21 protein-coding genes are annotated in these 22,480 nt (G+C 67.7%); 16 read left to right on the top strand and 5 right to left on the bottom strand.

Annotated features, from left to right (window positions below; translation table 11 throughout):
• The first annotated feature begins 32 nt into the window (after positions 1 to 32).
• The 3 genes from GTW51_RS05775 (at position 33) to GTW51_RS05765 (ending at position 3,319) form a co-directional block, all read left to right on the top strand.
• Positions 33 to 1,199 carry a DNA recombination protein RmuC gene (locus GTW51_RS05775; RefSeq protein ID WP_163042941.1) on the top strand — a complete coding sequence of 389 codons (1,167 nt, stop codon included), beginning with the start codon at positions 33 to 35 and terminating at the stop codon, positions 1,197 to 1,199.
• A gap of 161 nt (positions 1,200 to 1,360) precedes the next feature.
• Positions 1,361 to 2,884, top strand: coding sequence for a serine protease (locus GTW51_RS05770; RefSeq protein ID WP_163042940.1), 1,524 nt, complete (start codon positions 1,361 to 1,363; stop codon positions 2,882 to 2,884).
• A gap of 120 nt (positions 2,885 to 3,004) precedes the next feature.
• On the top strand, positions 3,005 to 3,319 hold the full coding sequence (locus tag GTW51_RS05765; RefSeq protein WP_163042939.1) for a hypothetical protein: 315 nt from the start codon (positions 3,005 to 3,007) through the stop codon (positions 3,317 to 3,319).
• Between the two features lie 54 nt (positions 3,320 to 3,373).
• Here the strand turns inward: GTW51_RS05765 and GTW51_RS05760 are convergent, their stop codons facing one another.
• Positions 3,374 to 4,093 carry a pyrimidine 5'-nucleotidase gene (locus GTW51_RS05760; RefSeq protein WP_163042938.1) on the bottom strand — a complete coding sequence of 240 codons (720 nt, stop codon included), beginning with the start codon at positions 4,091 to 4,093 and terminating at the stop codon, positions 3,374 to 3,376.
• 88 nt (positions 4,094 to 4,181) lie between these two features.
• Between GTW51_RS05760 and GTW51_RS05755 the strand changes: the two genes are divergently transcribed.
• Positions 4,182 to 5,084 (top strand): EamA family transporter, encoded by a 903-nt coding sequence (locus GTW51_RS05755; RefSeq protein WP_163042937.1) that lies wholly within the window; start codon positions 4,182 to 4,184, stop codon positions 5,082 to 5,084.
• A gap of 4 nt (positions 5,085 to 5,088) precedes the next feature.
• Here the strand turns inward: GTW51_RS05755 and argB are convergent, their stop codons facing one another.
• The gene (argB, locus tag GTW51_RS05750) at positions 5,089 to 5,985 is read right to left on the bottom strand and encodes an acetylglutamate kinase (protein WP_163042936.1); all 897 of its coding nucleotides are present in this window, start codon (positions 5,983 to 5,985) and stop codon (positions 5,089 to 5,091) included.
• A gap of 197 nt (positions 5,986 to 6,182) precedes the next feature.
• Here argB and GTW51_RS05745 point away from each other — a divergent pair, with 197 nt between their 5' ends.
• Positions 6,183 to 6,749 (top strand): histidine phosphatase family protein, encoded by a 567-nt coding sequence (locus GTW51_RS05745; protein WP_163042935.1) that lies wholly within the window; start codon positions 6,183 to 6,185, stop codon positions 6,747 to 6,749.
• Between the two features lie 4 nt (positions 6,750 to 6,753).
• On the opposite strand, the gene GTW51_RS05740 is transcribed toward GTW51_RS05745, so the two are convergent.
• Positions 6,754 to 8,655 carry a propionyl-CoA synthetase gene (locus GTW51_RS05740; RefSeq protein ID WP_163042934.1) on the bottom strand — a complete coding sequence of 634 codons (1,902 nt, stop codon included), beginning with the start codon at positions 8,653 to 8,655 and terminating at the stop codon, positions 6,754 to 6,756.
• A 290-nt stretch (positions 8,656 to 8,945) separates the two neighbouring features.
• On the opposite strand from GTW51_RS05740, the gene GTW51_RS05735 reads away from it, so the two are divergent.
• Positions 8,946 to 9,722, top strand: coding sequence for a hypothetical protein (locus tag GTW51_RS05735; RefSeq protein WP_163042933.1), 777 nt, complete (start codon positions 8,946 to 8,948; stop codon positions 9,720 to 9,722).
• Here the strand turns inward: GTW51_RS05735 and GTW51_RS05730 are convergent.
• Both GTW51_RS05730 and GTW51_RS05725 read right to left on the bottom strand, forming a co-directional pair.
• Positions 9,697 to 10,527 carry a DUF6064 family protein gene (locus tag GTW51_RS05730; RefSeq protein ID WP_163042932.1) on the bottom strand — a complete coding sequence of 277 codons (831 nt, stop codon included), beginning with the start codon at positions 10,525 to 10,527 and terminating at the stop codon, positions 9,697 to 9,699. The genes GTW51_RS05735 and GTW51_RS05730 overlap by 26 nt on opposite strands.
• A gap of 9 nt (positions 10,528 to 10,536) precedes the next feature.
• The gene (locus GTW51_RS05725) at positions 10,537 to 11,457 is read right to left on the bottom strand and encodes an aldo/keto reductase (protein ID WP_425483229.1); all 921 of its coding nucleotides are present in this window, start codon (positions 11,455 to 11,457) and stop codon (positions 10,537 to 10,539) included.
• Positions 11,458 to 11,652: 195 nt separating this feature from the next.
• Between GTW51_RS05725 and GTW51_RS05720 the strand changes: the two genes are divergently transcribed.
• The 10 genes from GTW51_RS05720 (at position 11,653) to xylB (ending at position 22,414) form a co-directional block, all read left to right on the top strand.
• On the top strand, positions 11,653 to 12,687 hold the full coding sequence (locus GTW51_RS05720) for a LacI family DNA-binding transcriptional regulator (protein WP_163042931.1): 1,035 nt from the start codon (positions 11,653 to 11,655) through the stop codon (positions 12,685 to 12,687).
• Positions 12,688 to 12,818: 131 nt separating this feature from the next.
• Positions 12,819 to 13,877, top strand: coding sequence for a sugar phosphate isomerase/epimerase family protein (locus tag GTW51_RS05715; RefSeq protein WP_203565903.1), 1,059 nt, complete (start codon positions 12,819 to 12,821; stop codon positions 13,875 to 13,877).
• Positions 13,878 to 13,888: 11 nt separating this feature from the next.
• Entirely contained in the window at positions 13,889 to 15,070 is a 1,182-nt protein-coding gene (locus tag GTW51_RS05710) for a Gfo/Idh/MocA family protein (protein ID WP_163042930.1), read from the top strand.
• 271 nt (positions 15,071 to 15,341) lie between these two features.
• Positions 15,342 to 16,856, top strand: coding sequence for a sugar ABC transporter ATP-binding protein (locus GTW51_RS05705; RefSeq protein ID WP_163042929.1), 1,515 nt, complete (start codon positions 15,342 to 15,344; stop codon positions 16,854 to 16,856).
• Complete coding sequence (locus GTW51_RS05700) at positions 16,846 to 17,844, top strand: ABC transporter permease (protein ID WP_163042928.1); 999 nt, start codon at positions 16,846 to 16,848, stop codon at positions 17,842 to 17,844. Before GTW51_RS05705 ends, GTW51_RS05700 begins: the two co-directional genes overlap by 11 nt.
• A gap of 27 nt (positions 17,845 to 17,871) precedes the next feature.
• On the top strand, positions 17,872 to 18,834 hold the full coding sequence (locus GTW51_RS05695; protein ID WP_163042927.1) for an ABC transporter substrate-binding protein: 963 nt from the start codon (positions 17,872 to 17,874) through the stop codon (positions 18,832 to 18,834).
• Positions 18,835 to 18,993: 159 nt separating this feature from the next.
• A complete protein-coding gene (xylA, locus tag GTW51_RS05690; RefSeq protein ID WP_163042926.1) occupies positions 18,994 to 20,304 on the top strand; it encodes a xylose isomerase in 1,311 nt (436 codons plus the stop codon).
• A 38-nt stretch (positions 20,305 to 20,342) separates the two neighbouring features.
• Positions 20,343 to 20,540, top strand: a complete 198-nt coding sequence (locus GTW51_RS05685; RefSeq protein ID WP_163042925.1) for a type II toxin-antitoxin system HicA family toxin — start codon at positions 20,343 to 20,345, stop codon at positions 20,538 to 20,540.
• Positions 20,537 to 20,935: a type II toxin-antitoxin system HicB family antitoxin gene (locus GTW51_RS05680; protein ID WP_163042924.1), complete on the top strand. Its 399-nt coding sequence runs from the start codon at positions 20,537 to 20,539 to the stop codon at positions 20,933 to 20,935. Before GTW51_RS05685 ends, GTW51_RS05680 begins: the two co-directional genes overlap by 4 nt.
• A 24-nt stretch (positions 20,936 to 20,959) precedes the next feature.
• On the top strand, positions 20,960 to 22,414 hold the full coding sequence (xylB, locus tag GTW51_RS05675; protein WP_163042923.1) for a xylulokinase: 1,455 nt from the start codon (positions 20,960 to 20,962) through the stop codon (positions 22,412 to 22,414).
• Positions 22,415 to 22,480: the final 66 nt, after the last annotated feature.

The following is a 22,480-nucleotide window of genomic DNA, read 5'->3' as shown; positions in this document are numbered from 1 at the left end:
ATTCGTTTACGAATCGCCGGTAGGGTCGCGACATGGACAATGCCGCTTTCGCCGATTTCATCAGCCGCCCGGTCGGCAGTCTTTTTGGCCATCCGGTCATGCCGACCGAGATCGCGCTGGCGGGGCTCGCTCTGCTGTTCTTTATCCTGTGGCGCAGAGCCGCCCGCCTTGCCGGTCGGGCCGCCGAGGCAGCCGAGCGCGAGGCGGAGGCCGCCGACCGGCTGGACGCGGTGCTGAAATCCCAGGCCGAGATCACCGGCCGCATGCAGACCATGGCGGAGATCTTCGGCGCGCGGCAGGCCGATCTCACCCGAACGCTGGCCGAACGCTTCGACGGGCTCTCCTCCCGCGTCGGCCAGTCGATCCTGCAGACCACGCACGACACCAAGGCCTCGCTCTCCGCGCTGGCCGAGCGCCTTGCGGTCATCGACCGGGCGCAGGGCGAGATCCGCGGCCTCGCCGGCGAGGTCGTCCGGCTGCAGGACATATTGGCCAACAAGCAGTCCCGCGGCGCCTTCGGAGAGGGACGCATGCAGGCGATCGTCGCCGACGCGCTGCCGAGTGCGGCCTATACGTTCCAGGCAACGCTCTCCAACGGCAAGCGGGTGGATTGCCTGATCCGCATGCCGAACGGCGCGCCGAGCCTCGCCATCGACGCGAAATTTCCGCTGGAGGCGTTCTCGGCCTTGCGCGAGGCCGGCACCGACGATGCGCGCGCCTTTGCGGCAAACCGCATGCGCCGCGACATGGACGTGCACGTGAAGGCGATCGCCGAGAAATATCTGATCCCCGGCGAGACCCAGGACACTGCCTTCCTGTTCGTGCCGTCCGAGGCAGTGTTCGCCGATCTGCACGAGCATTTCGAGGACGTGGTGCAGAAGGCGCATCGCGCCCGGGTGGTAATCGTCTCGCCTTCGCTGCTGCTTCTGTCGATCCAGGTCGTGCAGGCCATCTTGAAAGACTCGCGGATGCGGGCGGAGGCCGGCCGCATCCAGCAGGAAGTGCGTCTGCTTTCCGAAGATCTCGCCCGCCTCGACGCCCGCGTGACCGCGCTGAAGGGGCATTTCGGCCAGGCCGGCCGCGACATCGACCAGATCCTCGTCTCCACCGACAAGCTCATGCGCCGGGGCGAGCGCATCGAGGCCGTCGGCCTGGGCGACGAGCCCGGCGCCTTGCCGCACAGGAGTGCATCGGTCTGAGAGACGTATGAAGCAGAACTCGGCGTTCAACTTCGTGTGAGCCAAGGGCCGCACGAAAAATTGCATACGCAACCGTCTTAAGAAAAAGTAAAAGTCCGCGCAACCAAACGGAATAAGCTGCGTTACTTCGGCTGTCACCGTTTCGTCAAAAGGGGGATGACATGTGGCGCGGGGCCCAGATTTTGATTGCAGCGACGGCACTGGCGGTAACGCCGGTGATGGCGCAGGCGCCCGCCGCACAGCCCTCCGAACTGGCGCTGGCCTATAACGCCCAGACGGATGCCGCCTTCCGCAAGGGACTGCAGACGCGCCTTGCCTGGACCGGCGACTATGTCGGCGCCTTCGATGGCGACATCGGCGCCGCGTCGCTGCGCGCCATCCGCGATTTCCAGGCACGCCACGGCATGATCGCCACCGGCATCATCGACGAGCCAATGCTGAAGCTGCTGGTCGACCTGTCCGACCGTGCCCAGAGCGGCGTTGGCGCAACGTTGGTGGACGACGCGGCAACGGGCGCGCGGATGTTGCTGCCGCTGTCGCTGGCGCAGGACCGCGGCGAGACGGAAGTCGGCAATGTCTGGCGCTCGGCCGATGACAGTATCGAGATTGAGACGATCCGGATCGCCGATACCGGGCAGACGCTGAGCGGTCTGTTCGAGGTCCTGAGCGAGCCGACCGACAGTCGCACCGTTGCTGATTCCGTCTTCGGCGGCGAGTGGTTCGTCGTGCGCGGCAAGGAAGCCGGCCGCAGCTACTACATGCGCTTTGCGGCACGCGGCGGCGATCTCCGGGGTTTTTCGGTTTCCTACGAGGCCGATGAAGCCGATCGCGTGGCTCCTTACGTCGTCGTCGCATCCAACCTGTTCGATCCCTTCGCCGGCGAGCCGCAGGCCCCGCTCGTTGCGGCCAACGAACCGAATGCCTTTTCTTCCCTGCTCGCCCGCAAGCGCGAGCAGGGCCTGGGCAGCTCCGCCGATGCCCGCTACGCCATGGCCTCGATCGACCCGACCCAGCCAAATCTCTTCGAGGTTCCGGGCGACATGGTGCCGAACGAGGCGCCGGCCTTCGACATGGCGGGCTCCGGCTTCATCGTGTCGCGCGACGGCTGGCTTCTGACCAACGCCCATGTCGTCAATGCCTGCACGCGGGTCCTCGTCGGTAAAGGCGATGTGGTTTCCCAGACGATCATCGACCCGGAAAACGACCTCGCGCTGATCAAGGTCGACCGGGCGCTGGGCGAACCGCTGGAGATCTCGGCCGAGAAGCCGCGTCTCGGCGAAGACATCCTCGCCCTCGGCTTCCCGCTCCGCTCGATCCTCGCCGATTCGCTCAACGTGACCCGCGGCAACGTCTCTTCGCTGCTCGGTCTTATGAACGACGAGCGCTATCTGCAGATCTCGGCGCCCGTCCAGCCGGGCAATTCGGGCGGTCCGCTGATCGATCTTGCCGGCCGCGTCGTCGGCGTGGTCACCGCCAAGCTGAATGCGGTCGCTGTGGCCGACGCCACCGGCGACATCCCGCAGTCGATCAACTTCGCCATCCGTCCGGGTGCGGCGACCGCCTTCCTGTCGGAAAACGGCATCGCCTTCGCACACGCTGATGCATCCGAGCCGCTGGCCAGCGTCCCCGACGCCACCGCCGAGGTGAAGGATTCGATCTTCCCGGTCATCTGCGTCGGCGGCTGATTTTCGGCCTTCCCTTCACCACGTTATATCCCGACAAGTCGCGCCGTTTCGCGGAACGGCTCGTTCGGTCGCCCGTTGCCCTCCGAATGGGGCAATCCCCCGATGCAGACGGAGCAGACCATGTCAGGCCAAGCAGACCAGCCTTCCGATTCGACACTGATCCGCAGTCAGCAGGACAAGGACACGCCGGAACACATCGCCCCTGACGAGACCCGTGAGCCTGCCGGTCGCAGCGACAGCGACACGCAGAGCCAGCGCGAGCGTGAAAGCGCCAAGGCGGGCGTTGCCCCGAACGGCCGGGAGCAGATGGCGTCGATCTTCGAGCAGAATGGCGGCGACAGCGGCGACAAGTCGGTCGAGCCGGAAAAGGGCGGCTCGTCCGCTGATGCGGACAAGGGGCTTGCCCAGCGGGGCCGCTCGCTTCTCGGCGAGTAAGACCTCCGGGAAGCGATCGCAAGCGTGGGCTACTGCTTCGCCCCGGCCTGACCTTCAGCGGATGGAGCGCAGGAACGTCTTCAGATCGTCCGTGACGTAGTCGATGTGCTCGCCCTCACGGCCTTCGTGCTCCCAGATGTCGCCGAAGGTCTCCTCGAGATTGTGCGGGACGATCAGCACCGTCTGCATTCCCAGCGCCTTCGGCACGACGAGGTTGCGCGCGAGATCCTCGAACATCACGGCACGGCTGGCCTCCACCCGGTGCAGCCCCATGAACTTGTCGTAGGTCTCGCTCGCCGGCTTCGGCACGAGGCCGGCCGCGACGAGGTCGAAGATGTCCTCGAAATGATCGAGGATGCCCAACTGGCGCGCCGCCCGCTCGGCGTGGCCGCGATCTCCATTGGTGAAGATGAACTTGCGCCCCGGCAGCGCCTTGATCTCGTCGCCGAGGGCCGCATCGGGGTCGAGCCAGGAATAGTCGATGTCGTGGACATATTGCAGGAACGCGTCCGGATCGACGTCGTGCTCCTGCATCAGCCCTCGCAGCGTCGTGCCGTAGCGCCGGTAGAAATCCTTCTGGATGATCCGCGCCTCGTCCGGCGGCAACGACAGGAAGTCGGCGACGAATTCGGTCATCCGGACGTCGATCTGCGAAAACAGGTTCGAGTGTCGCGGGTACAGCGTGTTGTCGAGATCGAACACCCAGTCGCGCACATGCGCAAAATCCTGGGGCGTCGCCTCGGCCGTCTGGCGGATGGTGGTCTGTGCGGTCATGGATTCCGGGGTGAGAAGCTAAGGCGGCCTTGCCAAGCGCTACCGAATGGTGGAGCGGAGGTTCTGACGAAAACCTGACAGGTCCGCCGTGCCGCTCTGGATCCCCATTACCATCGCCGCCGCCTTCCTGCAAAACCTGCGCTCCGGCCTGCAGCGGCAGCTGAAGGGGCGCATGGGCTCAACCGGCGCGACCTTCGCGCGTTTCGGCTTCGGGTTTCCCTTCGCCGTGCTCTATCTCGTTGCGCTGCACCGCATCGGCGACATGCCCCTGCCGACGCCCAACGCGGTCTTCCTGCTGGCCGTGACGGTCGGCGGCGTGGCGCAGATCCTCGCCACCTTCCTGCTGGTCTATCTCTTCGCCTTCCGCAACTTCATGGTTGGCACCGCCTATTCGAAGACCGAGCCGGTGCAGGCCGCGATCTTCGGCCTGATCCTGCTCGGCGAGACCGTGAGCTGGCTGGCCTTCGCCGCCATCCTCGCCGGCGCCTTCGGCGTCGCGCTGATATCGGTCGCGGGACGCGGCGATGTCAGGATCGGCAAGGCGCTGTTCTCGCGCGAGGCGGGGATCGGCATCCTCTCGGGGGCGCTCTTCGGCGTCTCGGCCGTCTGCTTCCGCGGCGCGTCGCTGTCGCTGGAGGACGGCGGGGTGCTGATCCGGGCCGCGACGACGCTGGTCTTCGCGACCGGCATCCAGACCCTGGTGATGCTGGCCTGGATGCTGCTGCGCGACCGGGCGGAACTTGCCGCCGTCGCGCGGGCCTGGCGGCCGGCGCTGCTCGTCGGCCTCGTCGGGGTGACCGGCTCGGCCGGCTGGTTCACCGCGATGACGCTGGAGAAGGTCGCCTATGTCCGGGCGCTGGGCCAGATCGAGCTGGTCTTCACCTTCGCCTCGTCGGTGTTCTGGTTCCGCGAGAAGATTGCGCCGCTCGAGCTGGTCGGCTGCCTGATCATCGCCGCCTCGATCCTGACGCTGCTCGGCGCGGCGACCTGACGGGTCAGCGGACGATCAGCGTGCCCGCCCCGTGCTCGGTCAGCAGCTCCAGCAGCACCGCGTGGCGGGTCTTGCCGTTGAGGATGACCACGCCGTCGACGCCGCGCTCGATCGCCTCGATACAGGTCTCCACCTTGGGGATCATGCCGCCGGAGATCGTGCCCTCGCGGATCAGGCTGCGCGCCTCGGCGACCGACAATTCCTTGATCAGCTGGCCGTTGCGGTCGAGGACGCCCGGTACGTCGGTGAGGAACAGGAGGCGCGAAGCCTGCAGCGCGCCGGCAATGGCGCCGGCGAACGTGTCGGCGTTGATGTTGTAGGTGGCACCGTCGCGGCCGGGTGCGACCGGCGCGATCACCGGGATCATCTCGGAGCGCGCCAGAAGGTCGAGCAGCGTCCGGTCGACCTCGACGGGCTCGCCGACGAAGCCGAGATCCACCACCCGTTCGATGTTGGAATCCGGATCGACGACAGTCTTGCGGGCCTTCTCGGCGAAGACCATGTTGCCGTCCTTGCCGCAGAGCCCGATCGCCCACTCGCCCTCGGCATTGATCAGCGCGACGATTTCCTTGTTGATTGAGCCGGCGAGGACCATCTCGACGATCTTCACCGTCTCCTCGTCGGTGACCCGCAGGCCGCCCTCGAAGCGCGACTCGATGCCGAGCTGGGTGAGCATGCGGCCGATCTGCGGTCCACCACCGTGCACGACAATCGGGTTGATGCCGGACTGTTTCAGCAGGGCGATGTCGCGGGCGAAGGCCTTGCCGAGCTCGGGATCGCCCATGGCATGGCCGCCATATTTCACCACGACGGTCTTGTTCTCGTAGGCCTGCATGAAGGGCAGGGCCTCGGCGAGCACATGGGCGCGGTTTTCGCCGTTGTCGGTGGAGGCTTGGGTCATCAAGGGTCTGCCCTGCTAATGGCGTGCCGGCGGCTTCTAGCTGGAAACGGCGGGAAGCGAAACTGTCGATGGGGACGGGCGAGGTCGCAGACGTCGGTCTGCGCCCGATTGTCGCTCACGCGCTCGTGTCGAGGGCGAAGGCTGGCGGAACGGGATTTGCCGCCGAGATAGCAACAGGCGCCACCGACGGAGAATTCATGCCCGCCTTCATCACCCGCCTCGTCCTGCTGGCTTCGATGCTTTTCGCCGCCTTGCCTGCGCTCGCGCAGGATGCTTGGGAGCAGGCCCGGGCGCCGGGGACGCATCTCCTGATGCGCCATGCGCTGGCGCCGGGCACCGGCGATCCGGCGAATTTCGTCCTCGGCGACTGCGCCACCCAGCGCATCCTGTCCGAGACGGGGCGCCAGCAGGCGCGGCGGATTGGCGAGCGCCTGCGGGCCAATAACGTCGCCGTCGACACCGTGTTGACCAGCCGCTGGTGCCGGTCCGTCGAGACCGCCGACCTGCTCTCCGTAGGCCCGGTGACCCCCGAGCCCGCCCTCGACTCGTTCTTCCAGAATCGACAGACGGCCGCCGACCAGACCGCCGCGCTGACGGCGCGGCTCGCCGCGCTCGACTCGGCCGGGCAGAAGGCCGTGCTTGTCACCCATCAGGTGAATATCACCGCGCTCACCGACATCTTCCCGGCTTCCGGTGAGATCGTGCTGATCCGCCTCGGCCCTGACGGGCAGGTTCGTGTCGCGGGCCGCATCCGCCCGGAATAGAAGCTCAGCCTTCCACCGCCCGCTTGAGGTCGTCGATCGCGCCGGGGTCCTCGATCGTCGCCGGCATGTCGAATTCGTCGCGGTCGACGATCGCCTTCATCGTCCGCCGCAGGATCTTGCCCGAGCGGGTCTTCGGCAGGCGATCGACGACGACGACGCGCTTGAACGCCGCCACCGGCCCGATGCGGTCGCGCACCAGCGCGACCAGCTCGCGCTCGATCTCCGAGCGATCCTGGCGGTTGGCGTTCTTCAGCACGACGAAGCCGCAGGGCAGTTCCCCCTTCAATTCGTCGCGCATGCCGATCACCGCGCATTCGGCAACGGCCGGATGACCCGCGACCGCCTCCTCCATCTCGCCGGTCGAGAGCCGGTGGCCGGCGACGTTGATCACGTCGTCGGTCCGGCCCATCACGTAGACATAGCCCTCGTCGTCGACGAAGCCGGCATCGGAGGTCGAGTAATAGCCGGGATAGGCCTCGAGATAGCTCTCGCGGAACCGGTCGTCGGCGTTCCAGAGGCTCGGCAGGGCGCCCGGCGGCAGCGGTAGCTTCAGCGCGATGGCGCCCATCTCGTTGGCCTCGACCTCCTGGCCCGACGCGTCGAGGATCCGGATGTCGAAGCCCGGCATGGCGACGCCCGGACTGCCGCGCTTGACCGGCAGCAGGCCAAGCCCTTTCGGGTTGGCGGCGATCGGCCAGCCGGATTCGGTCTGCCACCAATGGTCGATCACCGGGCGATCGAGCGCCTCTTCCGCCCAGATCAGCGTCTCGGGATCGGCGCGCTCGCCGGCGAGGAACAGCGCCTCGAATTTCGACAGGTCGTAGCGGCCAGGCAGTTCACCCTCCGGGTCTTCCTTGCGGATGCCGCGAATCGCCGTCGGCGCGGTGAACATCGCCTTGGCGCCGTGCTCGGCGGCGACGCGCCAGAACGTCCCGGCATCCGGCGTGCCCACCGGCTTGCCTTCGAAGAGGATCGTGGTCGCGCCGCGCAGCAATGGCCCATAGACGATGTAGGAATGGCCAACGACCCAGCCGACGTCGGAGACGCAGAAGAAGGTCTCGCCCTCGCCGGTGTCGAAGATCGCCCGCATCGACCAGGAGAGCGCGACCATATAGCCGCCATTGTCCCGCACCACGCCCTTCGGCCGGCCGGTCGTGCCGGAGGTGTAGAGGACGTAGAGCGGGTCGGTGGCCTGCACCGGCACGCAGGGGACGACCCGGCCGGCGTCGAGCGAGGCCAGCCCCGCCTCCCGCAACGCCGCCCAGTCGTGATCGCGGCCCGCGACCATGCTGCACGCCAGCTCCGGCCGCTGCAGGACGATCGTCGCCGACACCTTGTGGGCGGCGAGGTCGATCGCCCGGTCGAGCAGCGGCTTGTATTCGACCTTGCGGGTCGGCTCGAGGCCGCAGGAGGCTGACAGGATCACCGTCGGCGTCGCGTCGTCGATGCGCGTCGCCAGTTCCGGCGCGGCGAAGCCGCCGAACACCACCGAATGGATCGCCCCGATGCGGGCACAGGCCAGCATGCTGACCACCGCCTCGGGTACCATCGGCATGTAGATCAGCACCCGGTCGCCCTTGCCGACGCCGAGGTCGGCCAGCGAGCCGGCCAGTGCCTGCACCTCGCGCAGCAATTCGCCGTAGCTGACGTGCCGCTGCCGGCCGGTGATGGCGGAATCGTGGATCACCGCGATGGCGTCGCCGCGTCCCGCCTCGACATGCCGGTCGAGGGCGTTGAAGCAGGTGTTGCATTCGCCGTCCGGGAACCAGCGGCCGTAGACGCCGGCGGCCGGGTCGAAAGCCTTTGTGGGCAGCTTCGTCCAGGCGATGTCGGCGGCAGCGGCGAGCCAGAAGCCCTCCGGGTCGCGGCGCCAGGCGGCATAAGTCTCGTGATAGCGGCTGGTCATATGATCCTCCCCGACGCGCTGCCGGCTTGCCGCCGGTCTTCGTGTCGTCCGCAATCTACCGGGCCGTCGGGCGGAACGGAACTGCTGCTTTCGCCTCGGTCGCTGTGCCGGGAGCCTGCCGCGACGCCGGCGGAGTCACATGGAAGCGACAGTTTCTTCCTTTAGGGAATATTCTGCAGCTCACTGCCTTCTTTGCCGTTGCCAGAACCCGGCAACCGCTGCAGCATGAATCCCCGTTCGGGTTGTGGGCGGGCCGGCAAATGTCGCGACGGACGGGAAGACGTTCTGCCTTGCTGGCCTTGATCCTCGTGGCCGCGATTCGGCCGACCGGGGCGCTGGCTGGCGCCTGGACCTTGGCCGAAGGAACCGGCCAGGCGATCGTCACCGGCCTCTATGCGACGGCCGACAGCATCTTCGATGCGCAGTCCAACGTCACTGAGCGTCCGGATTTCGAGAAGGGCACGGTCAGCCTGCTGCTGGAATACGGGCTGACCGACCGCCTGACACTCGTCGGCACCGGGGAGTTCGGCGGTGAGCGCGACGGCGACCCGCCGGCGGCTCGCCCCGCACTCTTCGACGCCTCGCTCGGCGCCCGCCTGGCTCTGTTCGAGGACAGCGGGGTCGTCGTCTCCGGCCAGCTCTCGGGCCGGCTGGAGCGGGCCCAGGCGGTCGGCGGCGACGAGGGATTTGCCGGCCTCGACTGGACCGCGCCGCAGATCGAGCCGCGGCTTCTGGCAGGCTACGGCTTCTCGCTGGGCGACTATCCTGCCTTCGTCGACACCCAGGCCGGCTATCGCCTGGCACTCGGCGACGGTCCCGACGAGGTCCGGCTCGATGTCAACTTCGGGATCAGGCCGTGGGACGACATCCTGCTGCTGGCACAGGGCTTCTCGACGATCTCCGCCGGCGGCGACGGCGCTTCCTACGCCTATCACAAGGCCCAGGGCTCGCTCGTCTACGACCTCAACGACCGCTGGTCGCTCCAGGCCGGCGCCTTCGCCACCGTCGCGGGCCACAACGCCTTGCGGGAGCGGGGGCTGATCAGCGCCGTCTGGTATCGCTTCTGACCGGGGCACTCGGCACCAGCGTCGCTGTTGCCGCTTGCTTCGGCTGGCGAGCAGAACGCTGCGTTTCGGCCGCCGCTGGGCGGCTCTCCTGCGCCGCGCCGGGCTGCGCCGCCGGAGACACCCGCGCTCTTTTCGCCGATGCCGGCAGGAACAGCGCCACGATACCCAAAACCGAGCCGGCCGCCAGCACGGCCGCCTGACCGTCGAGTTCTAGCGTCCACAGCGTCAGGACGCTCACCGACAGCCACAGCACCGGCGCCAGCGCCAGCAGGAAGCGCCAGCGCGAGCGACTGAAGGCGAGCAGCCCCAGCGCCGCCATGGCGGTCGGATCGGGCGCCAGCCCGAACCATTCGAGGCCGGCGAATTCGCGGCCGGTGGCGAACGCCACCAGCGGATGGACGAGCAGCGTGTGCATCGTGACGATCGTGGCGACCAGTGCGCGCGGCGAATTCCGGTCGACCAGCGGATCGAGTCGGCCCGCGAGCGTCCCGACCACGACGAGCAGTCCGGCCTGGCCGAAGAACAGCCATGCCGGATAGACCGCCGCCCAGTTGATCGTCGCGTAGACGCCGAGGAAGAACAGCGTGGCCGAGAGCGCGAAGGCGGCGGCCATTACCGCCGCGGCGATGCGCATGGCGGCCCGGGCCTTCATCCGGATGGCCACGAGGGTTGCGAGCCCTGCCAGCACGGTCGCCGCCGGCAGCAGCCACAGCGAGCCGTTCATCTGGGCGAACAGCCCCTCATAGGTGGCGGCGTCGAACAGCAGAAAGTCCTGGAGCCGGTAGGTCGTCAGATCATCGAGCATGGTTCGGCTTTACAGGCTCTCGAAGGCGCGCGCCATCGCCGCCCGCAGCGCCGCGTCCGGCATCGGGCCCTGCGCGGCACCCATGTTCTCGCGCAGATGCTCGACGCGCCGCGTCGCCGGGATGGCGACGGTGACGGACGGATGCGAAACGATGAACTTCAGCAGGAATTGCGGCCAGTTCGCCGCGCCGATCTCGGCCGCGACCGCCGGCAGTGGCGCGCCCTGCACAGCGTCGACGAGGGCACCTTGGCGGAACGGCCGGTTGGCGATCACCGCGATGCCGCGCTCGGCGGCGAGCGGCAAGAGCCGCGCTTCGGCCTCCCGGTCGGCCATGTTGTAGGTCAGCTGGACGAAGTCGATCGGCCGCTCGCGCATGATCGCCTCGACCTCGTCGTGCCGGCGTCCGTGCGAGGTGGTGATGCCGACATGGCCGATGCGTCCTTCCGCCTTCATCGCCTCGAGCGTATCGAGATGGCCTTCCCAGCCGAGCAGATTGTGGACCTGCAGGACGCCGAAGCGCGGCACGCCCCAGAGCGCCTGCGTCTCCGCGATCTGCGACGGCCCGTCGTCGGCGTCGGAGGTCCAGACCTTGTCGGCGGCGAACAGCGTTTCCGGGATGCCGATCTCGCGCAGGCCGTGGCCGACTGTCGCCTGCGCCGAGCCATACATCGGGGAGGAGTCGATCATCCCGCCGCCCATCTCGAAGAAGGCGCGCATGACGTCGGTCCGCTGGGCCAGGGTGGCCGGATCGTTGCCGACATTGAAGGTAATCCACGTGCCGAGGCCGATGACGGGGAGTGCCTGTCCGGAAGACGGGATTCGCTTGGCGAAAGGCGGCTCGACTTGCGCCTTGGCGGCGCGCGGCCAAGCAGCCAGCGTCGCCGCGCCGGCTGCGGCACCGCCGATGAAGCGTCGTCGGTTCATAGTGATCATCGCCATCGTCTTCCCCTGCAGCTAGCCGGCTCGTCGAAGGTCCAACCGCCTCCGGCCCTGCAGGTTGCAGCTGTTGCGGGCTTCCACTGATCAACAGCACTTGAGTGGAAGCGGCCGCCCGAGCCGGGCAGCGCCCTGACGGGCTGGATTTTGAGTTGCGTAACTCAACCAATTCCGGCTAGCGTCCGCGCCATGGAGGACCACCCGCAGAGCACCCTGGTCGACGTCGCCCGCGAGGCCGGCGTGTCGCGTGCCACGGTCGATCGCGTCATCAACGGCCGCCCCAACGTCAAGGCCAAGACCGTCGCGAAGGTCCGCGACGCGATGGCCCGGCTGCATTACCGGCCGGACCCGCTGGCCGCCGGTCTCGCACGGCGCTCGCGCCACCGCTTCTGCTTCGTCCTGCCGACCGGCACCAACGCCTTCATGCAGGATCTTGCCACCCAGATCGCCACCATGGGCGACTGGCTGGCGCGCAACCGCGCCTTCGTTGACCGGGTCGAGGTCGACGTCTTCGATCCGCAGGCGCTGGCAACCGCGCTCGACGAACTGCCGCGCGCCTATGACGGCGTGGCCGTCGTCGCGCTGGACGATCCGCTGGTGCGGGCTTCCATCGACCGGCTGGTCGCCGACGACGTGCCGGTGGTGACGCTGATCTCCGACGTGCCGGCCTCGCGACGCCTGCGCTTCGTCGGTATCGACAACAGCGCCGCCGGCCGCACCGCCGCGATGCTGCTCGGTCGCTTCCTGGCGGGGCAGAAGGGCGCCGTCGGCGTGCTGGTCGGATCGCTGTCGCTACGCGACCACATGGAGCGCTGCTTCGGCTTCTCGCAGCTGCTCGGCCGTGAGTTCCCCGGCCTGCGCATCCTGCCGGTCGTCGAGATGCGCGACGATCGCGATCTCGCCGAGACCGCCGTCCGCGATCTGCTGAAGGCCCATTCGGATCTCGTTGCGCTCTACAATGCCGGCGCCGGCAACCAGGGTGTCGCCGCGGCGCTGAAGGCGGCCCGCAAGACGCCGCGCCTGGTCTTCGTGGCGCATGAATTGACCGCGCTGTCGCGCGAATTGCTGCTCGCCGGCGTCGCCGATGCGGTGATCGCGCAGAACCCCGGCCACGAGGCGCGCTCCGCCGCCCGACTGCTCCTGTCGCGCGGCCTCGACGAGGCGATCATCGCCGAGCAGGAGCGGATCCGCATCGACATCTTCCTGCGCGAGAACCTGCCCTGAGTGCCGGTCACGGAATTTTTTGAGCTACGCACTTCAAAACGCTCAAGGCCTATGCAAGGGTCCGGGCACGTTTGGCGCGGCGGGAGGAGACCGGTCGCGCGACTGATGGGCAGACGCCTGGGAGGGCAATCATGAAGACGATGAAGGGGCCGGGGATCTTCCTCGCCCAGTTCGCCGGCGACACCGCGCCGTTCAACGATCTCGCGTCGATTGCCGGCTGGGCCGCCGGTCATGGCTACAAGGGCGTGCAGATCCCCACCTGGGACGCGCGGCTGATCGACCTGAAGAAGGCGGCCGAGTCCAAGGACTATTGCGACGAGATCACCGGCATCTGCCGCGAGGCCGGCGTCGAGATCACCGACCTGTCGACCCATCTCCAGGGCCAACTCGTCGCCGTGCATCCGGCCTTCGACGAGGCCTTCGACGGCTTTGCCGCGCCGGAAGTGCGCGGCAACCCGAAAGCCCGGCAGGAATGGGCGGTCGACCAGCTGAAGCTCGCGGCCAGGGCCTCGGCGAATTTCGGCTTCACCAGCCACGTGACGTTCCCCGGCGCGCTCGCCTGGCCGTTCCTCTATCCCTGGCCGCAGCGGCCGGCCGGGCTGATCGACACCGCCTTCGAGGAGCTGGCCAAGCGCTGGGTGCCGATCCTCGACGCGTTCGACGCGGCGGGCTGCGACGTCGGCTACGAGATCCATCCGGGCGAGGACGTCTTCGACGGCGCCACCTTCGAGATGTTCCTCGAAGCCTGCGGCGATCATCCGCGCTGCCAGATCAACTACGATCCGTCGCATTTCGTGCTGCAGCAGCTCGATTACCTCGAATTCATCGACATCTATCACGAGCGGATCTGCGCCTTCCACGTCAAGGACGCCGAGTTCAACCCGACCGGCCGCCAGGGCGTCTATTCCGGCTACCAGCCCTGGGTGAAGCGGGCGGCACGCTTCCGTTCGCTCGGCGACGGCCAGGTCGATTTCGCCGGCATCTTCTCCAAGCTCGCCGAGCACGACTACGATTCCTGGGCGGTGCTGGAGTGGGAGTGCTGCCTGAAGTCGCCCGAGCAGGGCGCGGCCGAGGGCGCGCCGTTCATCGCGGCGCACATCATCGAGGTCACCGACAAGGCCTTCGATGATTTCGCCTCCGGCGGCACCGACGAGGCGGCCAACCGCCGCATGCTCGGCATCGGCGGCTGAGGGAGGGCGGCATGGCGATCGAAGGACGCGACGAGACCCACGCCCGGCGGATCCGCTACGGCATGGTCGGCGGCGGACAGGGCGCCTTCATCGGCGGCGTGCACCGCATCGCCGCCCGCATCGACGACCGGTTCGTGCTGGTCGCCGGGGCGCTGTCATCGACGCCGGAAAAGGCCAAGGCTTCGGCGGCCGAGATCGGTCTTGATCCCGAGCGCAGCTACGGCTCCTACGAGGCGATGGCGATTGCCGAGAAGGCCCGAGAAGACGGCATCGAAGCGGTGGCGATCGTCACGCCCAACCACATGCATTTCCCGGTGGCGAAGACCTTCCTCGAAGCCGGCTTCCACGTCATCTGCGACAAGCCGATGACGACGACCCTGGCCGAGGCGCGCGAGCTGGCCGGCATCGCGAAGGAGTCCGGCAAGGTCTTCGTGCTGACGCACAATTACACCGGCTACCCGATGATCCGCCAGGCGCGGGCGATGGTCGCGGCGGGCGACCTGGGCGACATCCGCGTCGTCGTTGCCGAATATGCGCAGGACTGGCTCGCCGGCCGCGCCGAGGATACCGGCTCCAAGCAGGCCGGCTGGCGCGTCGACCCGGAAAAGGCCGGCGCTGGCGGCGCGATTGGCGATATCGGTACGCATGCCCACAACCTCGCCTGCTTCGTCACCGGCCTGAAGGTCGAGCGGCTGTCGGCCGATCTCTCTTCCTTCGTCGAGGGCCGCCGGCTCGACGACAATGCCTCGATGCTGCTGCGTTTTGCCGCCAGGAACGGAAAGGCCGCCAAGGGCATGCTCTGGGCGAGCCAGGTCGCCGTGGGCAACGAGAACGGGCTGACGCTGCGCGTCTATGGCGACAAAGGCGGGCTCGAATGGTGCCAGGAGGAGCCGAACAAGCTCTGGTTCACCCCGCTCGGCGAGCCGAAGCGCCTGCTGACCCGCAACGGCGCCGGCGCCAACGCCGCCTCGACTGCGGTCTCGCGCCTGCCGGCCGGCCACCCGGAAGGCTATCTGGAAGGCTTCGCGACGATCTACGCCGACGCCGCCGAACTGATCCGCGCCGCCGACGAGGGCCGCGCGCCGCCGGAGGGCCTCGCCTTGCCGACGATCGAGGACGGGATCGACGGCCTCGCCTTCATCGAGGCCTGCGTCGCCTCCTCGAAACAGGACGGCGCATGGGTGGCGCTGTGAAACCCGCGGCCGCCCCTCTCCCCCCTTGCGGGGGAGAAAGCGATTTCATCGTCTTGGGGCCGCAGGCCCCAAGCGATAGAAATCGCAAGAGAGGGGCAACTGCGCCTTCTTTCGAGTGTGAGAGCGGCGACGTAGGGGCTCAACCCCTCTCTTGTCTTTTCAGCGGTTTGGACCGCGCTGCGCTTGGTCCAATTCCGCGAAAAGACGTTCTCTCCCTCAAGGGGAGAGAGGGCGCTTCGTCCTGCGCCGTCGTCCCCGGGGTGCTCCAGCAATGAGCGACCGTCCCGCCCCGATCCTCGCGGCGCGCGGTGTGCGCAAGTCGTTCGGCCCGGTCGAGGTGCTGCATGGCATCGACTTCGCGCTGCGGCCGGGCGAGGTGCATGCGCTGGTCGGCGAGAACGGTGCCGGCAAGTCGACGCTGATGAAGTGCCTGGCGGGCTACCAGAAGCCGACCGGTGGTCAGATCCTGCTCAACGGCCAGAAGGTGGACTTCGCCGACAGCGAGGCCGCCGAGCACGCCGGTATCGTTCTCATCCACCAGGAGTTCAATCTCGCCGAACAGCTCTCCGCGGAGGCCAACATCTTCCTCGGCCGGGAGATCAGGAAGGGCTTTTTCCTCGACTGGAAGGCGATGCGCGAGAAAGCCGGGCAGCTCCTGCGCGAGCTCGGCACGCCGATCGACACGCGGCTGCCGGTGTCGCAGCTGTCGGTGTCGCAGAAGCAGATGGTCGAGATCGCCAAGGCGCTCGCCCGCAACGCCCGCGTCCTGATCATGGACGAGCCGACGGCGGTGCTGACGCTGCGCGAGGCGGAGGTGCTGTTCACGCAGATCGAGCGGCTGAAGGCGGACGGCGTCGCCATCCTCTACACCTCGCACAAGCTCGACGAGATTGCCCGGGTCGCCGACGAGGTGACGGTGCTGCGCGACGGCAGCTTCGTCGCCGATGCGCCGGTCGCCGAGATGTCGCCCGACCGCATGGCCGAGCTGATGGTCGGCCGCCAGCTGAGCGACCTCTTCCCGCAGAAGGACGCCGACGCTGCGGCCGAGATCGTCCTGTCGGTGCGCGACTTCAGTGTCCCCGGTCATGTCGAGACGGCGAGCTTCGATCTTAGGCGCGGAGAGATCCTCGGCTTTGCTGGCCTCGTCGGCGCCGGCCGCACCGAGCTGATGGAAGGCATCATGGGACTGCGCCCCGCCACCGGCACGGTCCAGCGGAACGGCGCGACCGTGCGGATCCGCAACCCGAAGGACGCGACGGGACACGGCATCGGCTACCTCACCGAGGACCGCAAGGGCTGCGGCCTGCTGCTCGGCTACGGCATGCGCGAGAACCTGACGCTGCTCGGGCTCGACCGGTTCACCGGCGTCTTCGTCGACGAGAAGGCCGAGGACCGGGCGCTCGACGCGGCGATCAAGCGCTTCGATATCCGCACCGGCTCGCGGACGATCCCGGTCGGCAACCTCTCCGGCGGCAACCAGCAGAAGCTGCTGCTGGCCAAGACCATGCTGGTCGAGCCGCAGATCGTCATCCTCGACGAACCGACGCGCGGCATCGACATCGGCACCAAGCAGCAGATCTACAATTTCATCCACCAGCTGGCCGCCGAAGGCCGGGCCGTGATCGTCATCTCCTCCGAGATGTCGGAGGTCATCGGGCTCTGCCACCGCGTCATCGTCATGCGTTCCGGCCGGCTCAACGGCGAGGTGGCGGGAGACGACGTGACGGAGGAGGCCATCGTGCGACGGGCCATGGGACTGGAAGGAAGTGCATCGCATGTCGGCTGAAGCGAGCTCCGTCGCAAAGCCCCGGAAGGGCGTGGACTTCCACGTGCTGGGGCCGCTGGTCGCGCTGGTGGCGCTGGTCATCCTCGGCATGTCGCTGAACGACCAGTTCCTGTCTTCCGGCAACGTCACCAACGTCCTCGCCCGCTCGGCCTTCATCGGCATCATCGCGGTGGGCGCGACCTTCGTCATCACGATCGGCGGGCTCGACCTGTCGGTGGGCTCGATGGCGGCCTTCCTCGCCGGCGTCACGATCATCATCCTCAACGCCCTGGTGCCGGTGCTCGGCATCGGCTGGAACACGATCATCGTCGGCATGGCAGCCTGCCTGCTGCTGGGCCTCGCCGCCGGTTTCCTCAATGGCATCCTGATCACCGTCGGGCGGATCGAGGCCTTCATCGTGACGCTCGGCACGCTCGGCATCTTCCGCTCGCTGGTCGTCTGGCTCGCCGACGGCGGCACGCTGTCGCTGAACTTCGAGCTGCGGGAGGTCTACCGGCCGGTCTATTACGGCGGCGTCGCCGGCATCGCCTGGCCGATCATCGTCTTCGCCCTCGTCGCCATCGCCGGCGAGATCGTCATGCGCAAGACCGCCTATGGGCGGCATGCGGCGGCGGTCGGCTCCAATGCACAGGTGGCGCGCTATTCGGCGATCCACGTCGATCGGGTGCGGCTTGCCACCTACATGCTGCAGGGCATGCTCGTCGGCATCGCGACGATCATGTACGTGCCGCGCCTCGGCTCGGCCTCCTCGACCACCGGCATCCTGTGGGAGCTAGAGGCGATCGCCGCGGTGATCATCGGCGGCACCGTCCTGAAGGGCGGCTTCGGCCGCGTCTGGGGCACGGTCGTCGGCGTGGTGATCCTCAGCCTGATCGACAACATTCTCAATCTGACGGACCTCGTCAGCCCCTATCTCAACGGGGCGATCCAGGGCGTCATCATCATTCTGGCCGTCGTCTTGCAGCGCGGTCGAAAAGGCGCGGCTTGAATTCGCGTCGCAACAGGGAGGAATGACATGAAGAATTTGATGAAACTGGCAGGGGCGGGCTTGGTCGCCACTGCGCTGGCACTGCCGAGCCTCGCCATCGCGCAGGATGCGGAGAAGGTGACGATCGGCGTCTCCATCCCGGCGGCCACGCATGGCTGGACGGGCGGCGTGAACTTCCATGCCCAGCAGGCGATCGACAGCCTGACGGAGACCTATCCGCAGCTGGAGTTCGTGCTCGCCACAGCGGGCGACCCGGGCAAGCAGGTTTCCGACGTCGAAGACATGATGGCGACGCGCGACATCGATGCGCTGGTCATCCTGCCGTTCGAATCCGACCCGCTGACAGGCCCGGTCAAGCGTGTCGCCGATGCCGGCAAATGGGTGACGGTGGTAGATCGCGGCCTCGCCCAGGAGGGCATCGAGGATCTCTACGTCGCGGGCGACAACACCGCCTTCGGCCGCGTCGCCGGCGAGTACTTCAAGGAGAAGCTCCCCGACGGCGGCAAGATCGTGGCGCTGCGCGGCATTCCGACGACTATCGACAACGAGCGGGTCGAGGCCTTCGAGGCGGCCCTCGAAGGCTCGAACATCGAGATCGTCGGCATGGAGCACGGCAACTGGAACCGCGACAAGGCGTTCGAGGTGATGCAGGACTTCCTGTCGCGCTTTCCCGAGATCGATGCGGTCTGGGCCTCCGACGACGACATGGCGCTCGGCGTCATCGAGGCGGTCAAGCAGGCCGGCCGCGAGGGCGACATGTGGGTGCTCGGCGGTGCCGGCATGAAGCAGATGATCGAGCGGGTGAAGGCCGGGGACGCCATGGTTCCGGCCGACGTCACCTATCCGCCGGCGATGATCGCCACGGCGATCCGGCTGACCGCCGACCGCTTCGTGTCGCAAGCGCCGATGGAAGGCCGCTTCATCATCGGCTCGGTGCTGGTGACCCCGGAGAACGCCGACCAGTATCTCTACCCGGACTCGCCGTTCTGATCGAGATATCCGGCTAAAGGCCCGCGATATCCCAGCGGGCTACGGCCCGTCCGCCAGGGCACCGGCGGACGGGCTTCATCACCGGCGCGCGCCATGCGGCGCTCGCCACAACGTGCTGCATCGAACGGGCGCGACGCGCCCCCTCCAGGAATTGCCGCCATGACCGCAAACTTCTTCAGCCAGAGCCGGCCGATCGCCTTCGCCGGCACCGACAGCCGCGATCCGCTCGCCTTCCGGTACTATGACAAGGACCGCATGGTCATGGGCAAGCGGATGGAGGATCATCTGCGGTTCTCCGTCGCGTACTGGCATTCCTTCACCTGGCCGGGCGGCGATCCGTTCGGCGGCGAGACCTTCAACCGGCCGTGGATGCACGGCGGCGATGCGCTGGGCCTCGCCAAGCAGAAGGCCGAAGTCGCCTTCGACATGTTCCGCCTCCTCGACGTGCCGTTCTTCGCCTTCCACGACGTCGACGTCGCGCCGGAAGGCGAGACGCTGCAGCAGTCGATCGACAATCTGAAGGCGATCACCGACATCTTCGAGGAGAAGATGGCGAACGACCGCGTGCGCCTGCTCTGGGGCACCGCCAACCTCTTCTCGCACCGGCGCTACATGGCCGGCGCCGCGACCAATCCCGACCCGGACGTCTTCGCCTATGCCTGCGGGCAGGTGAAGGCGGCGCTCGACGCGACGCACCGCCTCAACGGCGAGAACTATGTCTGCTGGGGCGGCCGCGAGGGCTACGAGACGCTGCTCAACACCGACATGAAGCAGGAGATGGACCAGCTTGGCCGCTTCCTGTCGATGCTCGTCGACTACAAGCACAAGATCGGCTTTGCCGGCCCGATCCTGATCGAGCCGAAGCCAAAGGAGCCGACCAAGCACCAGTACGATTTCGACGTCGCGACGGTGTTCGGCTTCCTGCAGAAATACGACCTCCTCGCCGACGTGAAGATGAACATCGAGCAGAACCACGCCATCCTCGCCGGCCATAGCTTCGACCACGAGGTCAAGCTCGCCTATGCCCGCGATCTATTCGGCTCGCTCGACATCAACCGCGGCGACGACCTGCTCGGCTGGGACACCGACCAGTTCGCCATGGACGTCAAGGAGATCACCCTGGTCTTCCACGAGATGCTGCAGCATGGCGGCTTCACCACTGGCGGGCTCAATTTCGACGCCAAGATCCGCCGCCAGTCCATCGACCCGGATGATCTGCTGATCGCCCATGTCGCCTCGATGGACGTCTGCGCCCGCGGGCTGCTGGCCGCCGAACAGATGCTGGCGGACGGCGCGCTGAGCCAGCCGCTGGCGGACCGCTACGCCGGCTGGCAGGATGGCGAGGCAAAGGCGATGCTCGCCGGCGACCGCACGCTCGAGACGATCGCCGACCGCGCGCTCGGCCTCGACCCGCAGCCCCGCTCCGGCCGGCAGGAATATCTGGAAGGCGTGGTCAACCGCTACGTTTGAGGCTTGAAGGGGATGGGTGACGATGTGTATTTATACACATGGATAGTCGTGCCATCCTCTCCGTCCTGCTTGCCGATGGATGGCGCGAAATCCGTCGGCGAGGGAGTCACGTCCAGCTGAAGCATCCGACGAAGTCCGGCCTCGTGACGTTGCCCCACCCCAAGCGGGATCTGCCGCTCGGGACCTTGCGGAGCATTGAAAAGCAGGCCGGGCTCTCACTGAGGAAATCCAGATGAACGACTATATCGCGATCATCCACCAGGACGGCGAAAGCGATTTCGGCGTCTCGTTTCCCGATTTTCCGGGGTGCGTCACCGCCGGACGGACGCTCGACGAAGCCCGCACGATGGCCGAGGAAGCGCTCGCGCTGCACGTCGACGGCTTGCTGGAAGAGAAGGTGACGCTGCCGGCGCCATCCTCGCTGGAAACGGTGATGACGGACCGCAATTACCGCGACGGTGTGGCGATCCTGGTGGCGTCACCGCGACGTGCACCACGAGCGGTGAGGGTCAACGTGACCATCGCCGCCGATGAACTGGCGGAAATCGATGCCTATGCGGCGCGGCACGGTTTGACGCGGTCGGGCTTCCTCGCCGCGGCGGCCCGGCGGAAGCTCGACGAACCCGCCTGAGCAGGCGGCAGACAAAGGATATTCATGACCAACTATCTCGGGCTCGACCTCGGCACGTCGTCGCTGAAGGCGCTGATCATTGGCGAGGACCAGCGTCCGGTCGCCTCGGTGTCCGTGCCGCTCACCGTCGAGCGGCCGCATTTCGGCTGGTCGGAGCAGGACCCGGCCGCCTGGATCGCCGCCTGCGAGACGGCGCTGGAGAGACTGAAGGCCGAGCATGGCGCGGCACTCGCCACTGTTGCCGGCATCGGCCTTTCCGGCCACATGCACGGCGCGACGCTGCTCGGTGCGGACGAGACGGTGCTGCGGCCCTGCATCCTGTGGAACGACACCCGCAGCCACCAGGAGGCGGCCGAGCTCGACGACGCCGAGTCCCGCGCCATCACCGGCAACATCGTCTTCCCCGGCTTCACCGCGCCGAAGCTCGTCTGGGTCGCGCGCAACGAGCCGGAGACATTCGAGAAGGTCCGGCGCGTCCTGCTGCCGAAGGATTATCTGCGGCTTTGGCTGACCGGCGAGGCGGTGTCGGAAATGTCGGACGCCGCCGGCACGGCCTGGCTCGATACCGGCCGGCGCGAATGGTCCAGACGGATGCTGGAGAAGACCGGCCTGTCGGCCGATCACATGCCGCGGCTGGTCGAGGGGACGGACGTCTCCGGCCATCTCCGACCCGAACTTGCCACGCGCTTCGGCCTGACGCCGGGCATCGCGGTCGCCGGCGGCGGCGGCGACAATGCCGCGTCGGCCTGCGGCGTCGGCGTCGCGGAACCCGGCACCGGTTTCCTGTCGCTCGGCACGTCGGGCGTCCTGTTCACCGCGGTCGCCGGCTATCACCCGGTGCCGGAGACGGCTCTCCATACGTTCTGCCACGCCATTCCCGGCCTCTGGCACCAGATGGGCGTGACGCTTTCGGCCGCCGGCTCGGTCGAATGGCTGTCGCAGCTGCTGAAGGAAGAGCCCTCGGCGCTGACCGGGGCGCTCGGCGAGGAACTCGGCGAGCCGGGGCGGCTGGTCTTCCTGCCGTATCTTTCGGGCGAGCGGACGCCGCACAACGACGCCGACATTCGCGGCGTCTTCGCCGGTCTCGACGCCGGCAGCGACCGGGCGGCGATGACGCAGGCCGTCCTCGAGGGCGTCGCCTTCTCGATGCGCGACAGCGTCACGGCCGGCGGTGGAACCTCGCCGCAGCGGCTGATCGCCGTCGGCGCCGGCTCGCGGTCGGCCTATTGGCTGAAGCTGATGGCGACGGTGCTCGACACCGAGATCGCGCTCCCCAAGGCCGGCGATTTCGGCGCCGCCTTCGGTGCCGCCCGCCTCGGCCTGTGCGCCGCGACGGGCGAGGATCCGAAGAGCGTAATGACCGAGCCGCCGATCGCGCGGCGTTTCACGCCCGAGCGCGACAAGGTCGATGCCTATTCGGAAGCCTACGAGCGCTATCGCCGGCTCTATCCGGCGGTGAAGGCGGCCATGGCCGGCTGATCGTCCCGGCACCCGGCAACCCCAGGCCCGTAAGCAAAAGGGGCGCCCTCTCGGCGCCCCTTTTGC

Source organism: Aurantimonas aggregata, from assembly GCF_010500835.1.
GTDB classification, from domain to species: Bacteria; Pseudomonadota; Alphaproteobacteria; order Rhizobiales; family Rhizobiaceae; genus Aurantimonas; species Aurantimonas aggregata.
This window is presented reverse-complemented; position numbering and strand designations above follow the sequence as displayed.

Bases quoted from the DNA above. Each gene is read 5' to 3' on its own strand.
- GTW51_RS05745 (WP_163042935.1), top strand. From the start codon at position 6,183: ATGCCCGCCTTCATCACCCGCCTCGTCCTGCTGGCTTCGATGCTTTTC.
- GTW51_RS05740 (WP_163042934.1), bottom strand. From the start codon at position 8,655: ATGACCAGCCGCTATCACGAGACTTATGCCGCCTGGCGCCGCGACCCG.
- xylB (WP_163042923.1), top strand. From the start codon at position 20,960: ATGACCAACTATCTCGGGCTCGACCTCGGCACGTCGTCGCTGAAGGCG.
- GTW51_RS05685 (WP_163042925.1), top strand. From the start codon at position 20,343: ATGGATAGTCGTGCCATCCTCTCCGTCCTGCTTGCCGATGGATGGCGC.
- GTW51_RS05705 (WP_163042929.1), top strand. From the start codon at position 15,342: ATGAGCGACCGTCCCGCCCCGATCCTCGCGGCGCGCGGTGTGCGCAAG.
- GTW51_RS05775 (WP_163042941.1), top strand. From the start codon at position 33: ATGGACAATGCCGCTTTCGCCGATTTCATCAGCCGCCCGGTCGGCAGT.
- GTW51_RS05720 (WP_163042931.1), top strand. From the start codon at position 11,653: ATGGAGGACCACCCGCAGAGCACCCTGGTCGACGTCGCCCGCGAGGCC.
- GTW51_RS05760 (WP_163042938.1), bottom strand. From the start codon at position 4,093: ATGACCGCACAGACCACCATCCGCCAGACGGCCGAGGCGACGCCCCAG.
- GTW51_RS05730 (WP_163042932.1), bottom strand. From the start codon at position 10,527: ATGCTCGATGATCTGACGACCTACCGGCTCCAGGACTTTCTGCTGTTC.
- GTW51_RS05765 (WP_163042939.1), top strand. From the start codon at position 3,005: ATGTCAGGCCAAGCAGACCAGCCTTCCGATTCGACACTGATCCGCAGT.
- GTW51_RS05700 (WP_163042928.1), top strand. From the start codon at position 16,846: ATGTCGGCTGAAGCGAGCTCCGTCGCAAAGCCCCGGAAGGGCGTGGAC.
- GTW51_RS05695 (WP_163042927.1), top strand. From the start codon at position 17,872: ATGAAGAATTTGATGAAACTGGCAGGGGCGGGCTTGGTCGCCACTGCG.
- GTW51_RS05710 (WP_163042930.1), top strand. From the start codon at position 13,889: ATGGCGATCGAAGGACGCGACGAGACCCACGCCCGGCGGATCCGCTAC.
- GTW51_RS05715 (WP_203565903.1), top strand. From the start codon at position 12,819: ATGAAGACGATGAAGGGGCCGGGGATCTTCCTCGCCCAGTTCGCCGGC.
- xylA (WP_163042926.1), top strand. From the start codon at position 18,994: ATGACCGCAAACTTCTTCAGCCAGAGCCGGCCGATCGCCTTCGCCGGC.
- GTW51_RS05770 (WP_163042940.1), top strand. From the start codon at position 1,361: ATGTGGCGCGGGGCCCAGATTTTGATTGCAGCGACGGCACTGGCGGTA.
- GTW51_RS05680 (WP_163042924.1), top strand. From the start codon at position 20,537: ATGAACGACTATATCGCGATCATCCACCAGGACGGCGAAAGCGATTTC.
- argB (WP_163042936.1), bottom strand. From the start codon at position 5,985: ATGACCCAAGCCTCCACCGACAACGGCGAAAACCGCGCCCATGTGCTC.